The sequence below is a fragment of the Rhizobium indicum genome, from assembly GCF_005862305.2.
Lineage (GTDB): Bacteria > Pseudomonadota > Alphaproteobacteria > Rhizobiales > Rhizobiaceae > Rhizobium > Rhizobium indicum.
Genome location: NZ_CP054021.1, coordinates 1,189,042 through 1,202,476, shown reverse-complemented (window position 1 = coordinate 1,202,476; position 13,435 = coordinate 1,189,042). Strand labels below are relative to the sequence as shown.

Annotated in this window: 17 protein-coding genes; 14 read left to right on the top strand and 3 right to left on the bottom strand. The window is 63.2% G+C overall.

Annotated features, from left to right (window positions below; translation table 11 throughout):
- Positions 1 to 136: 136 nt before the first annotated feature.
- From FFM53_RS05920 to FFM53_RS05905, 4 genes are all read left to right on the top strand, one after another.
- The gene (locus tag FFM53_RS05920) at positions 137 to 748 is read left to right on the top strand and encodes a glutathione S-transferase family protein (protein WP_138387707.1); all 612 of its coding nucleotides are present in this window, start codon (positions 137 to 139) and stop codon (positions 746 to 748) included.
- 62 nt (positions 749 to 810) lie between these two features.
- Complete coding sequence (locus tag FFM53_RS05915) at positions 811 to 1,743, top strand: pyridoxamine 5'-phosphate oxidase family protein (protein WP_138387706.1); 933 nt, start codon at positions 811 to 813, stop codon at positions 1,741 to 1,743.
- Between the two features lie 79 nt (positions 1,744 to 1,822).
- Entirely contained in the window at positions 1,823 to 2,284 is a 462-nt protein-coding gene (locus FFM53_RS05910; RefSeq protein WP_138387705.1) for a nuclear transport factor 2 family protein, read from the top strand.
- A 20-nt stretch (positions 2,285 to 2,304) separates the two neighbouring features.
- Positions 2,305 to 2,865, top strand: coding sequence for a TetR/AcrR family transcriptional regulator (locus FFM53_RS05905; RefSeq protein ID WP_138328475.1), 561 nt, complete (start codon positions 2,305 to 2,307; stop codon positions 2,863 to 2,865).
- A 147-nt stretch (positions 2,866 to 3,012) separates the two neighbouring features.
- On the opposite strand, the gene FFM53_RS36825 is transcribed toward FFM53_RS05905, so the two are convergent.
- Positions 3,013 to 3,144: a hypothetical protein gene (locus FFM53_RS36825; RefSeq protein ID WP_018241303.1), complete on the bottom strand. Its 132-nt coding sequence runs from the start codon at positions 3,142 to 3,144 to the stop codon at positions 3,013 to 3,015.
- Between the two features lie 156 nt (positions 3,145 to 3,300).
- Here FFM53_RS36825 and FFM53_RS05900 point away from each other — a divergent pair, with 156 nt between their 5' ends.
- Together FFM53_RS05900 and FFM53_RS05895 are read left to right on the top strand one after the other, a co-directional pair.
- Positions 3,301 to 4,005, top strand: coding sequence for a hypothetical protein (locus FFM53_RS05900; RefSeq protein WP_138328474.1), 705 nt, complete (start codon positions 3,301 to 3,303; stop codon positions 4,003 to 4,005).
- 51 nt (positions 4,006 to 4,056) lie between these two features.
- Positions 4,057 to 4,362: a Dabb family protein gene (locus FFM53_RS05895; RefSeq protein WP_012756708.1), complete on the top strand. Its 306-nt coding sequence runs from the start codon at positions 4,057 to 4,059 to the stop codon at positions 4,360 to 4,362.
- A 40-nt stretch (positions 4,363 to 4,402) separates the two neighbouring features.
- Here FFM53_RS05895 and FFM53_RS05890 read toward each other — a convergent pair whose 3' ends face one another.
- Both FFM53_RS05890 and FFM53_RS05885 read right to left on the bottom strand, forming a co-directional pair.
- Complete coding sequence (locus FFM53_RS05890) at positions 4,403 to 4,612, bottom strand: hypothetical protein (protein ID WP_246413098.1); 210 nt, start codon at positions 4,610 to 4,612, stop codon at positions 4,403 to 4,405.
- Entirely contained in the window at positions 4,602 to 5,828 is a 1,227-nt protein-coding gene (locus tag FFM53_RS05885; RefSeq protein ID WP_138387704.1) for an MFS transporter, read from the bottom strand. Before FFM53_RS05885 ends, FFM53_RS05890 begins: the two co-directional genes overlap by 11 nt.
- 352 nt (positions 5,829 to 6,180) lie before the next feature.
- On the opposite strand from FFM53_RS05885, the gene FFM53_RS05880 reads away from it, so the two are divergent.
- The 8 genes from FFM53_RS05880 (at position 6,181) to FFM53_RS05845 (ending at position 13,406) form a co-directional block, all read left to right on the top strand.
- Positions 6,181 to 6,429: a hypothetical protein gene (locus FFM53_RS05880; RefSeq protein WP_003557930.1), complete on the top strand. Its 249-nt coding sequence runs from the start codon at positions 6,181 to 6,183 to the stop codon at positions 6,427 to 6,429.
- 55 nt (positions 6,430 to 6,484) lie between these two features.
- Positions 6,485 to 7,156, top strand: coding sequence for a response regulator transcription factor (locus FFM53_RS05875; protein ID WP_011651134.1), 672 nt, complete (start codon positions 6,485 to 6,487; stop codon positions 7,154 to 7,156).
- Positions 7,146 to 8,549 (top strand): sensor histidine kinase, encoded by a 1,404-nt coding sequence (locus FFM53_RS05870; protein ID WP_138328472.1) that lies wholly within the window; start codon positions 7,146 to 7,148, stop codon positions 8,547 to 8,549. The genes FFM53_RS05875 and FFM53_RS05870 overlap by 11 nt, the downstream gene beginning before the upstream one ends.
- A 118-nt stretch (positions 8,550 to 8,667) precedes the next feature.
- Positions 8,668 to 9,090 carry a hypothetical protein gene (locus FFM53_RS05865; RefSeq protein ID WP_138387703.1) on the top strand — a complete coding sequence of 141 codons (423 nt, stop codon included), beginning with the start codon at positions 8,668 to 8,670 and terminating at the stop codon, positions 9,088 to 9,090.
- A gap of 182 nt (positions 9,091 to 9,272) precedes the next feature.
- Entirely contained in the window at positions 9,273 to 10,451 is a 1,179-nt protein-coding gene (ccmI, locus tag FFM53_RS05860; protein WP_425504955.1) for a c-type cytochrome biogenesis protein CcmI, read from the top strand.
- Entirely contained in the window at positions 10,448 to 10,960 is a 513-nt protein-coding gene (ccmE, locus tag FFM53_RS05855) for a cytochrome c maturation protein CcmE (protein ID WP_138387701.1), read from the top strand. Before ccmI ends, ccmE begins: the two co-directional genes overlap by 4 nt.
- The gene (locus FFM53_RS05850) at positions 10,957 to 12,954 is read left to right on the top strand and encodes a heme lyase CcmF/NrfE family subunit (protein ID WP_138387700.1); all 1,998 of its coding nucleotides are present in this window, start codon (positions 10,957 to 10,959) and stop codon (positions 12,952 to 12,954) included. The genes ccmE and FFM53_RS05850 overlap by 4 nt, the downstream gene beginning before the upstream one ends.
- A complete protein-coding gene (locus tag FFM53_RS05845) occupies positions 12,951 to 13,406 on the top strand; it encodes a cytochrome c-type biogenesis protein (RefSeq protein WP_138328467.1) in 456 nt (151 codons plus the stop codon). Before FFM53_RS05850 ends, FFM53_RS05845 begins: the two co-directional genes overlap by 4 nt.
- Positions 13,407 to 13,435: the final 29 nt, after the last annotated feature.

The window sequence follows — 13,435 nt, the reverse complement described above, 5'->3', positions numbered from 1 at the left end:
TTCCATGAATTGGTAAGATGCCTTCCAGATTAGCATTCTACTGCAGCCAGGTGGAAGGCAGTAAATTGCACCGCAGATGGTTCGAAGCGGCCATCGCCAACCGCATCCCGTCGATTAGAAGACCAGAGGAACCATCATGAAACTCTACCATCACCCGCTTTCCGGCCATGCGCACCGGGCTCACCTGTTCCTGTCGCTGCTTGGCGTGCCCTATGAACTGGTCGAGGTCGACCTGGCGGCTGGCGCTCACAAGGCGCCGGACTTTCTGAAGCTCAATCCCTTTGGCCAGGTGCCGGTGCTCGACGACAATGGCACGGTCATTGCCGATTCCTCTGCCATCCTCGTCTATCTCGCCCGCAAATACGGCCGCACCGACTGGTTGCCGGAAGAGGCGGTGGCCGCGGCGCGGATACAGAAATGGCTCTCGGTTGCATCAGGCGAGATCGCCTACGGACCCTGTGCCGCGCGCCTGGTCACCGTCTTCGGCGCCGATTTCCGCACCGACGAGGTGATCGCCCGGGCGCACCGCATTCTGGCGCTGATCGAGGCGGAGCTCCACGGCCGCAGCTTCCTGCTCGGCGACAATCCTGTGATCGCCGACATCGCGCTCTACAGCTACATCGCCAATGCGCCGGAAGGCAATGTCGATATCTCGGCCTATCCAAGCGTTCGTGCCTGGCTTGCGCGCATCGAGGCGCTGCCGGGTTTCGTCGGTTTTCGCAAGACCAAGATCGGCCTTGCCGCGTGAGAAACCGCCAGGGCAGGGACGCTGCCCCGGTTCCCCCAAATGTTGCCCTGAAGGAGGCCGTGATGCTGGAACAGACAAGACAGGACGCCACATCGCCCTGGCATGCGGGCGAACTCGCCATGCAGCGCAGCGTCGGTGTCGCCGAACGCATGGACGGGCCGGGCCGGAATTTCGTCCGCAAGGCCATGCCGGAGCAGCACCGTGCCTTCTTTCCGATGCTGCCTTTCGTTGTGCTCGGCGCCGTCGATGCGAAGGGCGATGTCTGGGCAACGGTCAGGGCCGAGCGCCCGGGTTTCATGGCCTCGCCGGAGCCGGAAATTCTCGAGGTGCACCTGCCGCGTGACGCAGCCGATCCTGCCGATGCCGGCATGGAGGATGGCGACGCGATCGGAATGCTCGGTATCCAGCTCGAGACCCGGCGGCGCAACCGGCTGAACGGCGCGATCCACAGGACGGATGCTGGAGCTTTCCAGGTACGCGTCGGCCAGAGCTTCGGCAATTGCCCGCAATATATCCAGCTTCGCTCTTCCGCCTTCGTCCGCGACCCTGATGTGCCCACAGCGATGCCGCCGCTTCACTCCGCCCAGCTCGACGATCGGGCGCTAGGGATGATCGAGGGTGCGGATACCTTCTTTGTCGCCTCCTATGTCGACCGGGAGAATGGCGAGCGGCAGGTGGACGTGTCCCATCGCGGCGGCAATACCGGCTTCGTGCGTGTCGGCGCCGACGGCGTGCTGACCATTCCCGATTTTCCCGGCAATCGGTTCTTCAACACGCTGGGCAATTTCCTCGTCAATCCGAAGGCGGGGCTGGTCTTCATCGATTTCGAAACCGGCGACATGCTGCAGATGACGGGAAGGGTCGAGGTGCTGCTGGATTCACCTGAGGTCGCCACCTTTCAACGGGCGGAAAGGCTGTGGCGTTTCACGCCCGAAGCGATCGTGCTTCGCCCGGATGCCCTGCCGCTTCGATGGAGCCAGCATCGCGACCTCTGAGGCGAAACGTCGCTTCGAGGCGGCTTGTCAATCAGTGTACCGATAGGTACAATGAAAACCATTCAGTATAGGAGAACCTATGTCCAGCCTCGTCCCGCCTTTCACCTTTGAGACCGCCACCCAGAAAGTCCGTCTTGCCGAGGACGGCTGGAACAGCCGTGATCCCGAGCGCGTCTCGCTCGTCTATACGCCGGACAGCCGCTGGCGGAACCGCGCCGAATTCATCACCGGCCGCGCCGAGATTGTCGCCTTCCTCACCCGCAAATGGGCAAAGGAGCTGGATTACCGACTGATCAAGGAGATCTGGGCCTTCACCGATCATCGCATCGCCGTGCGCTTCGCCTATGAATGGCACGATGACAGCGGCAACTGGTTCCGCTCCTATGGCAACGAGAACTGGGAATTCGACGCCGCCGGCTTGATGCAGCGCCGCTTCGCCTGCATCAACGACCTGCCGATCCGGGAATCGGAGCGCAAGTACCATTGGCCGCTCGGCCGGCGGCCGGACGACCATCCCGGTCTGACCGAGCTCGGCCTCTAAACAAGCCAAGGAAGCCGCGGGTGAAGACCATCTACGAACGCGCCGACATCGTTCCGTTGCTCGCGGAAATCTTCCGCGAGCTCGGTTATGAGGGCACGTCGCTCAGCCGCATCACCGAACGCACCGGCATCGGCAAGGGCAGCCTTTACCACTTCTTCCCCGGCGGCAAGGAGGAGATGGCGGGCGCAGTGCTCGCCGACGTCGATGCCTGGTTCGAACATGCGATCTATCAGCCGTTGAGAGAGGGCGACGCCCATCAGGCGATCGCGGCGATGTGGACTGATGTGAACGATTATTTCCGCTCCGGGGGCCGCATCTGCCTCGTCGGTGCCTTCGCGGTTGACGAGACCCGGGAACGGTTTTCGGCAGCGATCGGCGACTATTTCGTCCGCTGGATCGACGCCTTGCGTTCGGCGCTGATGCGGGCAGGCTGCCCTGAGGGGGAGGCGCAAACGCTCGCCGAGGAGGGCGTCGCGGGTATTCAGGGCGCGCTGGTGCTGTCGCGTGCGCTCGACGACAGGATGGTTTTCACCCGATCATTGGACACGCTGGCGAAACGGCTAGATGCTGTGATGCGATGAGGGGGCTGTACTACGATGAGGGGCGGTCAACCGCTGGGACGTTTATTGCACCTTTGAAAAATTCACCCGGCCACGAGTGACTGGCCGGGGCACTGATCGGGCGCTGGGCAGCGCTCGAGCTTACATCGGTACTGCTTTGCGTCTATTTCAGCGTTGTTGTTGAGGCTGCTGGGCCGGACGCGTATTTTCCCGTTCAGGGCGAATCTGGCGCCATTCGTTTTCCATCTGGTCGACGACATGCTGGGGAATGGTGGTTTGGGTATTGGCGGGCGTCTGCATCGGAAGTCTCCTCTTTCGGGGTCAAGGCTTCAGGGCAGGAAGATGCATTGCACAAGACAAAAGGCGTGTAAATCAGTGGTTTAAACACTTTAAACGATTAAATGAATTTTAATCGATTAACACGGTTTTAACCATGATATTTTTGGGAAGCGCGGAATGGTTGTCCACTTGGACCGAAGGTTCTTTTTCGAGGCTGTGGGGGACGGGCTCTTCAAAGGAAAGCTGACTCATCCTCAGGTAGTGGGTATCACGGCGATTCTCGACGCCTGGGAAGAACGGTTTGCCGATGCCGACCGGCGGTGGCTCGCCTATATCCTCGCAACCGCTTACCACGAGACCGCTTATACGATGCAGCCGGTGCGCGAGACGCTGGCGGAAAGCGATGGGCGCGCGGTCGAGATCCTCGAGACGGCCTTTGCCGCAGGCCGGCTCTCCTGGGTGAGGACGCCCTACTGGCGGCCGGACGAGGATGGTCGCAGTTGGCTCGGACGCGGCCTGGTGCAGCTCACCCATAAGCGGAACTACGAGGCGATGAGTGTGCTGACGGGGATCGACCTCGTTGCCGATCCCGACCGGGCGATGGAGATGGATGCGGCGGTGACGATCCTGATCGAGGGCATGCTGCAGGGCAGCTTTACCGGCCACAAGCTCGCCGATCACCTGAACGCGACGACCGCGGATTGGGTGAATGCGCGCCGCATCGTCAACGGCACCGACCGGGCGGAAAAGCTCGCCGCCTATGCCATGGTCTTCGATGCGGCGATACGTCCCGATGCGGCCCGTAGCATGCTCGCGCGGTTGAAGGCCTGGGGCGCGCATGTTATCGCCCGGCTGATAGCTGGAGCACGGCGCGTCCGATAGGATGCGCCAGGGGCGCTCCATCATTTTGATAAATCTGACAGGAGCTTCAGCGTGATCCGTCATATCGTCTTCTTCACCGTGCAGGAGGAACATCTGCAGGAGGTGAGGGCCGGGCTTTCTATACTGACCGGCATTCCGCATGCGCGGCTGCTGGAAATCGGCACCAATGTGAAGACCGATCAGCTGGGCACCGAGATCGATCTCGTGGTCTATGGCGAATTCGACGATGAGGCGGCCCTTGCCGCCTACAAGGCGCATCCCGATTATCAGCTCTCGATCGATCGCGTGCGGCCGCTCCGGGAAAAGCGCATCGCCGCCGACTACGATAACCGCACGGCAGTGACGCGGCCGCTCTGACTGGCGCAAGCGTTCGGCCACGCCGTATTCCAGTAAAATTTCAAATGGATGAATGATTTTCCGGATTCGGATCGCTGCGAAGCTGACTCGGCTTCTGAGCCACCGGATTCAACTTTCGAAAAAGCGGCGGCAAGCGATTCAAAAGATTCGTCAAAAGGGGCTGCTGGTTCATGGTCTGGCTGCCGCAGCGGTTGCGGCGCGCGGGCGAAAAGCCGCTCTCGTCCATGCGTGGATGATAATCAGGAGACATTAAGAATGGTTGATTCCGATGCGTGGGCGCCGCGCACCAGCGCCATCAGCATCAGCACGAAGATGAGCGACAATGCCGCCAGAACGGCGCAGGCGGCGAGCGCCGGGCCGGTGCCGGCGCGGTCGAGGATGGCGGTGAAGATGACGGGGGCGATGGCGTTGGCGAGATTCTGCGGCAGCGACAGCCGGGCCGATTGCAGTCCGAATTCGCGCGGTGAGAACAGCGCCAGCGGCAGCAGCGCGCGGGCGACGGTCATGACGCCGGTGCCGAACCCGTAGAACAGGACGAAGGTGACGAGCAGCGGCGTCGACGGGCTGGCAACCAGCATAATAACGAAGCTGATCATCATCAGGCTGATGCCCATCGCCGCGCTGAGCATGGGGTTGCCGCGCCGGCCGAGCAGCATGTCGAGGAAACGTGCCGAGATGCCGAGGATGCCGCGTGCCGAGCCGAGCTGTAGCGCAAAGACCGGCGAAGCGCCGGACTGGCGGAAGATTTCGAGCAGCGATGGCGAGATGCCGAAAGTGACGAAGGTCGAGATCGTCGTTGCCGCGGCGATCAGCAGGAAGGCTTTGCGCTGCTTGGCCTTCGACAGCGGCACCGGAGCGATTTCGGCTGTGCCGCCATCGACATGTGTTGCAATCGGCTTCGGCAGGGCGAAAAGATGCAGCGGCAGGCAGATGAAGAATTGTAGCGCCGCACAGACCAGGAAGGTGAGGCGCCAGCCGACCGCCTCGTTGAGCAGGCTGAGGATCGGCCAGAAGATGGCGCTCGAAAGCCCGGTGAACAGCATCAGGATGGCGATGACGCGTTTGCCGTTCGCTCCTTCGCGCTCGACGACGGCGGTATAGGCCGGCGCCGACAGGCCAAATGCGCCGCCGATGCCGATGATGATCCAGGCGCTGGCATAAAGCACGATGCCGTTTGCGGCGGCAAGCAGAAGCAGGCCAAGCGCAAAGGTCAGCGAGGCGGCCGAAAGCACCCGGGCAGCACCATAGCGGCCGAGCCATCGGCCGGTCGCCGGACTGACAATGGCGCTGACCACCATCATGATCGTCAGGCCGGCAAACACCACTTCGTTCGCCAGGCCGAGATCCGGCGCCACGACGCGGCCCATGACCCCGAGCATGTCGAACGTCGTGCCCCAGCCGATCAGCTGGGTAACGGCAAGGACGGAGACCGTCTGCGCCGAGCGGAAGCGGGAGGATTCTGGCATTGGTGCTGAAACGGTCTGAAATGGGGGCAGCAAGGACATAACAGGTTCAACCGGCCGGTGAAAGCTGCGGGCGGCAGGAATCAGAAGCGCGCGGCCGATTCGCAGACAAAGACTGTGGTGTCGGTTCCGCCGGCTCCCCACCTTTACGGGAGGTGATAAGGAACGCGTGGATTCCAAGGCTGGAGGGTATCGTTTTGGCGCGCTACTGCGGCAGTTTCCAGGCGTTGAAACAGGCTGTCCCGAACAGTCGAGAACAGTTCTAAACACCCTGCATTACAGCGCATTCATTTGCCATTCAGGTCGCGTGAGTACATATTCGGGGCAAGTTGGCATTACCTTGAAAGCATAACACATGGCCTTTCCTCTGAGCGTCGCAGCATTGGCCGCCGGACTGGTGGTATCGGCGCCCTCACCGGACGCCACGAGCACTTTTGTCGTGCGTATCGGAGGCGATTGCAGCGCCGCCGCAGCCCAGGTCGTCGAGCAGACCGGCGGCCAGCTGCTGTCCGTGCAACCGGTGGGCGATACCTGCATCATCACCGTTCTTGTGCAGGGCAATGGACAGCGCCCACGCAAAGTCACGGTAAAGGTTCCGATGTAGGCGGAATCGGCTTATTCAGGACATTGATTGATTTGAAGCGGACGAAGGCGGACCGATGCGCATCCTGGTAGTCGAAGACGACGTTAATCTGAACCGGCAGCTGGCCGACACGCTGAAGGAGGCGGGCTATGTCGTCGACCAGGCGTTCGATGGCGAGGAAGGCCATTTCCTCGGCGACACCGAACCCTATGACGCCATCATCCTCGATATCGGCCTGCCGGAGTTGGACGGGGTCACCGTTCTAGAAAAATGGCGTGGCGCCGGCCGCGGCGTGCCGGTGCTGATCCTGACGGCCCGCGACCGCTGGAGCGACAAGGTCGCCGGCATCGACGCCGGTGCCGACGACTACGTCACCAAGCCCTTCCATGTCGAGGAAGTGCTGGCCCGCATTCGGGCGCTGATCCGGCGTGCGGCCGGGCATTCCTCATCCGAGATCATCTGCGGACCGGTGCGGCTCGATACCAAATCCTCGAAGGCGACGGTCAACGGCGCGACGCTGAAGCTGACCTCGCACGAATATCGCCTGCTTTCCTATCTCATGCACCACATGGGCGAGGTCGTTTCGCGCACGGAACTGGTCGAGCATATGTACGACCAGGATTTCGACCGTGATTCCAACACGATCGAGGTCTTCGTCGGCCGCCTGCGCAAGAAAATGGGGGTCGATCTGATCGAAACGGTGCGCGGTCTCGGTTATCGTATCCAAGCCCCGAAACATGCGAATTAAGTCGCTCACCGCACGTGTGTTGCTGTTGACCACGGTCTGGTCGACGGTGGCGCTGGTGGTGATCGGCCTCTTGATCTCCACCCTCTACCGCAAGAGCGCCGAACGCGGTTTCCAGGATCTGTTGCGGGCGCAGCTCTATAACGTCATCAATTCGGTGACGATCGGCGATCAGGGCGCGCTGAGCGGCAGCCCGCAGCTCGGCGACCTGCGTTTTGCCCAGCCGAAGACCGGCTGGTACTGGGTGGTGGAGCCGCTCGGCACCTATACGACCGCACCGCTGGTCTCGCCTTCGCTCGGCTCGGCGCTCATTCCGGTTCCCTCGGTCGTCGAGGCGCCCTTCGACAAGAATTACGAGCGCTACTATCAGGTGACGGATGCTTCCGGAAACCGCGTGCAGGTGGCCGAGACCGAAGTGGTGCTCGATACCGACGGCCGCGCGGCGCGCGTCCGCGTCACCGGCAATGTCGATGTCGTCGAAGACGACGTGCGCACCTTTTCCCACAGCCTCTATCTGGCGCTCGCCGGTTTCGGCGTCGGCAGCCTGATCGTCAACGCGCTGGCGATTCTCTACGGCCTGAAGCCGCTCGACAAGGCACGCGCCGCGCTGGAGCGCATCCGCGCCGGTGAAAGCGAACAGTTGAAAGGCGACTTCCCGCGTGAAATCCTGCCGCTCGCCAACGAGGTGAACGCGCTGATCGACAGCAACCGGCGCATCGTCGAGCGGGCCCGCATGCAGGTCGGCAATCTCGCGCATTCGCTGAAGACGCCGATCGCCGTGCTTCTCAACGAGGCGCGCGTGCTGGAGAAATCCCATGGTGAGCTGGTGCGCAGCCAGGCGGAAGCGATGCAGGGGCAGGTGCAGTCCTATCTCAATCGGGCGCGTATCGCCGCGCAGCGCGAATCCGTGCTCGCCCGCACCGATGCCGAGCCGGCGCTTGAACGGCTGGTGCGCGTCATGCGCCGGCTGAACGTCGATACCGAATTCGATCTCGTCGTCTCGCCGCCGCATCTGGCCGTTGCCATGGAGCAGCAGGATCTCGAGGAGACCGTCGGCAATCTCCTGGAAAATGCGGCGCGTTTTGCCAAAAGCCGGGTGCGGCTTTCGGCCATCGAGGCCGGCGAGGATGTGAAGGGGGTGGAGGCGAGCGGGCGCCGCCACTGGGTGGAACTCGCCGTCGAGGATGACGGGCCGGGCCTGGAGCCGGATCAGATCCGCGAGGCGTTGAAGCGCGGCCGCAGGCTCGACGAAAGCAAGCCCGGAACCGGGCTCGGCCTTTCGATCGTCACCGAGATTTCCAATGAGTACCAGGGACGGCTCGAGCTTTCCCGTGGTGAATGGGGCGGGCTGAAGGCGAAGCTTATCCTGCCTGGCGTCACAAAGGATGTTGCATGAGCAACTGCTTGATGTCACAAAGATACTGGCAAATGTATAGCATGCTTTGCCTTAATGCTGACACGGGGACGCTGCACTTCGATCGGCTGAAATTGACCCCTGATCGTGGTTCGACGCAATGATTTTACGCTCGCAAGGCATGATCGCTTCCGCTCTTCTCGTCGCCGTCGCGCTATCCGGCTGCACGACGACGAAGAGTGCTGCTTCGCGCGGCGTTTTTTCGAGCAAGCCCTCGGCATCGGCCGCCTTCATCACCGCGCTGCAGGGCGGCATCGTCGGCCGCAGCGGCGTGAGCTTGAACGACAGCGACAAGCAGCGGGCGCTCGAGGCGGAATATCGGGCGCTGGAAGGCGCCGCCGTCGGCCAGCCGGTGCTCTGGACCGGCAAGGACGTGACCGGCAAGGTGGTGGCGGCGGCACCCTATCAGGTCGGTTCGCAGAACTGCCGGCAATATACCCACACGCTGACCGTCGACGGCAAGGACACGGTGGCGCGCGGCGCTGCCTGCCGCAACGACGACGGCAGCTGGTCGCCGCTCTGAATTGCGGCCAATAGAGCGCCGCGCGTCCGACAGGACGCGCTAAGGACGCTCTATCACTTTAAATGGCGCATAATGCTTTCCGAAAATCGATTCCGATTCTCGGGGTTATGCGCTAGCCTCAAATCTTCGTCATTCCGGCTTTGGCAGTTGGAATGACGGCGCGCTTCACGTATTTGGGCGACATGCTGTTCTGGATTCTCGTTGCCGCTTTGACGGCAGCCCTCGCCGTCATCCTGCTCTACCCCCTTCTGCGCGGAGCGAAGGCGGCGGATAATATCCGTGCGGGGGAGGCGGCGGTCTATCGCGACCAGTTGCGCGAACTCGACCGCGATCTCAATGGCGGGCTGGTCACCCCGGAGGAGGCCGATTACGCCAGGGCGGAAATCGGCCGGCGGCTGATCGCCGTCTCTGCCGACGAGCCGGAGCAAACGCCGAAACCCGCCCGGCATCACCGTTTCACCGAAGCCTTCGTTCTCCTGGTCCTGCCGGTTCTCGGGCTCTGTCTTTATTTGACGACGGGCAGGCCGGACCTGCCCTCGCAGCCGCTCGAAGCGCGGCTGGAAAATCCTGGCAACGACGTGGCGGTGCTGATCGCCAAGGCGGAACGGCACTTGGCTGAGAAGCCCGATGACGGCAAGGGCTGGGACGTGCTGGCGCCGATCTATTTCCGCACGATGCGCGTCAACGATGCGCAACTGGCCTATCGCAATGCCATCCGGCTTCTCGGCCCGAGCCCCGTCCGGCTCGACGGCCTTGCCGAGACGCTGATGGCGGTCTCCGACGGCGTGGTGACGGAAGAGGCGCGGCAGGTGCTGGAACAATCGCTGACGCTCGAACCTGACAATCCGCGCGCCCGCTTCTATATCGCCCTCAGCATGGAGCAGGCGGGACTGCCGAACGAGGCGCGCCAGGCCTTCGAGGCGCTGGCAAAACAATCGCCATCAGATGCGCCCTGGCTGCCGCTGGTTAACCAGCATATCGCCATGAACGGCGGCGCGCCGGCCGGCACTGATCCGGCTGCCCCGGGCGCCAATCCTGCTGCCCCGGGCGCGAATCCGGCGACCCCCGGCAATCCGACGCAGCAAGACGTGGCGGCGGCGGAGAATATGAGCGCCGGCGACCGGCAGCTGATGATCCGCGGCATGGTCGAGAGCCTCGACGCCAAGCTCAGCGAGGATCCGAACAATTTCGAGGGCTGGATACGGCTCGTCCGCTCTTACGCCGTATTGAACGACAAGGATCGCGCCGCCGGCGCCTTGAAACGTGGGCTTGCGGCCTTTCCGCCGCCCGGCGAACAGGGCAGGCAATTGCTGGCGCTTGCCAGGGAACTCGGCATAGCCACGGAGGGAGCGACGCAATGACGCGCAAGCAGAAGCGCCTCGCGGTGATTGCGGGCGGCATGGGCTTCATCCTCGCCGCCGTGCTGCTGGTGATGTTCGCCTTCAGCCAGTCGGTCGCCTACTTCTACATGCCGGCCGATCTCGCCAAGACGCCGGTGGCGCCGGAAACCCGCATCCGCCTCGGCGGGCTGGTCGGTGAGGGCAGTGTCGTGCGCGGCACCGGCTCGACGGTGGAGTTTGCCGTCACCGACGGCAGCACCAATGCCGTGAAGGTCAAATATACCGGCATCCTTCCCGATCTCTTCCGCGAGGGGCAGGGTGTCGTCACCGAAGGCATGTTCGCCGCTGGAACGAACGTCTTCGTCGCCGACACCGTACTTGCCAAGCATGATGAGACCTATATGCCGAAGGATGTGGCCGACAGGCTGAAATCCCAGGGGCTGTGGAAGGAAGGCCAAGGCCAGGAAAACCCGGGGAAGGAAGCTCAGGGCCAGGAAGTAAAGGGACAGCAAGTGAAGGCAACGCCATGATCATCGAGATCGGCCATTACGCGCTGGTGCTGGCGCTGGCAACGGCGCTCATCCTCTCCATCGTGCCGGTGATCGGAGCCCGTCGTCATGACCGGGCGATGATGGATGTGGCGACGGTCGGCTCGCTGGCGATGTTTGCGCTCGTGGCCTTCTCCTTCGGTGTGCTGACCTATGCCCATGTCGTCTCGGATTTCTCGGTCGAGAACGTCTGGGAGAATTCGCATTCGCTGGTGCCGCTGCTCTACAAATATTCCGGCGTCTGGGGCAATCACGAGGGATCGATGATGCTCTGGCTGTTGATCCTGACGCTGTTCAGCGCGCTGGTCGCCATCTTCGGCCGCAATCTGCCGGAGACGCTGAAAGCCAACGTATTGGCCGTGCAAGCCTGGATTTCGGTCGCCTTCACGCTGTTCATCCTTTTGACCTCCAATCCCTTCCTCCGACTCGATCCGGCGCCGGCCGAGGGCCGCGATCTCAACCCGGTTCTTCAGGATGTCGGCCTCGCGATCCATCCGCCGCTGCTCTATCTCGGTTATGTCGGCTTCTCCGTCTGCTTCTCCTTTGCCGTCGCTGCCCTCATGGAAGGGCGCATCGACGCCGCCTGGGCGCGCTGGGTGCGGCCCTGGACGCTGGCCGCCTGGACCTTTCTGACACTCGGCATCGCCATGGGCTCCTACTGGGCCTATTACGAACTCGGCTGGGGCGGCTGGTGGTTCTGGGACCCGGTGGAAAACGCCTCCTTCATGCCCTGGCTCGCCGGCACCGCACTGCTGCATTCGGCGCTTGTCATGGAAAAGCGCGAGGCACTGAAGATCTGGACGGTGCTGCTCGCCATCCTCACCTTCTCGCTGTCGCTGATGGGCACCTTCCTGGTGCGCTCCGGCGTGCTGACCTCGGTGCATGCCTTTGCCAGCGACCCCTCCCGCGGCGTCTTCATTCTCTGCATCCTGCTGATCTTCATCGGCGGGGCGCTGTCGCTCTTTGCCTTCCGCGCGCCGAAGCTTTCGGCAGGCGGGCTGTTTGCGCCGATCTCGCGCGAGGGCGCACTCGTCGTCAACAATCTGATCCTGACGGTCGCCTGCGGAACGGTGCTGACCGGCACGCTCTATCCGCTGCTGTTGGAAACGCTGACCGGCGACAAGATTTCCGTCGGAGCGCCCTTCTTCAACCTGACCTTCGGCCTGCTCATGGCGCCGCTGATCGTCATCGTGCCCTTCGGGCCGATGCTGGCCTGGAAGCGCGGCGATCTGCTCGGCGCCCTGCAGCGGCTCTATGTCGTCGCAGGTCTGGCCTTCCTTGCCGCGGTGGTCTTCTTCTACATCCAACATGGCGGGCCGGTGCTTTCGGTGCTCGGCCTCGCTGCCGGGCTGTTCCTGATCCTCGGTGCGGTAGCCGATCTCTGGTACCGCGCCGGCATCGGCAAGGTCGCAGGCCGTCTCGCCTGGCGCCGGCTTTCCGGCCTGCCGCGTTCGGCCTTTGGCACGGCTCTTGCCCATGCCGGGCTCGGCGTCACCGTGCTCGGCATCGTTGCGGTGACGACGTTCGAGAGCGAGTATGTCATCGAGATGAAGCCCGGTGAGGTGACCGAGGCCGGCGGTTACAGCCTGCATTTCGACGGCATGCAGCCGGCGACCGGGCCGAATTATACCGAGGACCGCGGCCACTTCACCATCCGGCGTGCCGGCGTCGCGGTTGCCGATACCTGGTCGGCCAAGCGCCTCTATACCGCTCGGCAGATGCCGACGACGGAGGCGGGCATCCTGACCTTCGGGCTCAGCCAGCTCTATGTTTCCCTGGGTGACGCCACCAAGGACGGTGGCATTGTCGTGCGTATCTGGTGGAAGCCGTTTATTCTCTGCATCTGGGGCGGAGCGGTATTCATGGCCTTCGGCGGCCTCGTCTCGCTCAGCGACCGGCGCCTGCGTGTCGGCGCCCCGCGCCGCAAGGCGAAGCCGGCAAGGCCGGCAGCTCCCGCAATGGAGCCGGCGGAATGATGCGGCGTCTGCTCCTGGCTCTTGCTTTGCTGCTGATGGCGGCCCCCGCCTTCGCCGTCAATCCGGACGAGGTGCTGGCCGATCCGGCGCTCGAGGCGCGCGCCCGCGCCCTTTCGGCGGAACTGCGCTGCATGGTCTGCCAGAACCAGTCGATCGACGATTCCAACGCCGATCTGGCCAAGGACCTGCGCCTGCTGGTGCGCGAGCGCATCACCGATGGCGACAGCGACGAGGCGGTGCTGAACTATATCGTCTCGCGCTACGGCGAGTTCGTGCTCTTGAAGCCGCGTGTCAGCATGAAGACGGTGCTGCTCTGGGGTGCGCCGGTGCTGCTGGTGCTGGCCGGCGGGCTGTCACTGCTGGTCTTTGCGCGCAAGAGGGCCGGCAAGCCGACCGGCAGCAAGCTGACGGCAGACGAGCAGGCGAAGCTGAGCGAGCTTCTGAAGAAATAATCGACCCAGGCAGCCGGCAGCGGGCATTT

Coding starts and splice junctions, on each gene's coding strand:
- FFM53_RS05885 (WP_138387704.1), bottom strand. CDS start 5,828: ATGCCAGAATCCTCCCGCTTCCGCTCGGCGCAGACGGTCTCCGTCCTT.
- FFM53_RS05910 (WP_138387705.1), top strand. CDS start 1,823: ATGTCCAGCCTCGTCCCGCCTTTCACCTTTGAGACCGCCACCCAGAAA.
- FFM53_RS05915 (WP_138387706.1), top strand. CDS start 811: ATGCTGGAACAGACAAGACAGGACGCCACATCGCCCTGGCATGCGGGC.
- FFM53_RS05900 (WP_138328474.1), top strand. CDS start 3,301: ATGGTTGTCCACTTGGACCGAAGGTTCTTTTTCGAGGCTGTGGGGGAC.
- FFM53_RS05890 (WP_246413098.1), bottom strand. CDS start 4,612: ATGTCTCCTGATTATCATCCACGCATGGACGAGAGCGGCTTTTCGCCC.
- FFM53_RS05920 (WP_138387707.1), top strand. CDS start 137: ATGAAACTCTACCATCACCCGCTTTCCGGCCATGCGCACCGGGCTCAC.
- ccmI (WP_425504955.1), top strand. CDS start 9,273: ATGCTGTTCTGGATTCTCGTTGCCGCTTTGACGGCAGCCCTCGCCGTC.
- FFM53_RS36825 (WP_018241303.1), bottom strand. CDS start 3,144: ATGCAGACGCCCGCCAATACCCAAACCACCATTCCCCAGCATGTCGTC.
- FFM53_RS05850 (WP_138387700.1), top strand. CDS start 10,957: ATGATCATCGAGATCGGCCATTACGCGCTGGTGCTGGCGCTGGCAACG.
- FFM53_RS05875 (WP_011651134.1), top strand. CDS start 6,485: ATGCGCATCCTGGTAGTCGAAGACGACGTTAATCTGAACCGGCAGCTG.
- FFM53_RS05845 (WP_138328467.1), top strand. CDS start 12,951: ATGATGCGGCGTCTGCTCCTGGCTCTTGCTTTGCTGCTGATGGCGGCC.
- FFM53_RS05870 (WP_138328472.1), top strand. CDS start 7,146: ATGCGAATTAAGTCGCTCACCGCACGTGTGTTGCTGTTGACCACGGTC.
- ccmE (WP_138387701.1), top strand. CDS start 10,448: ATGACGCGCAAGCAGAAGCGCCTCGCGGTGATTGCGGGCGGCATGGGC.
- FFM53_RS05880 (WP_003557930.1), top strand. CDS start 6,181: ATGGCCTTTCCTCTGAGCGTCGCAGCATTGGCCGCCGGACTGGTGGTA.
- FFM53_RS05865 (WP_138387703.1), top strand. CDS start 8,668: ATGATTTTACGCTCGCAAGGCATGATCGCTTCCGCTCTTCTCGTCGCC.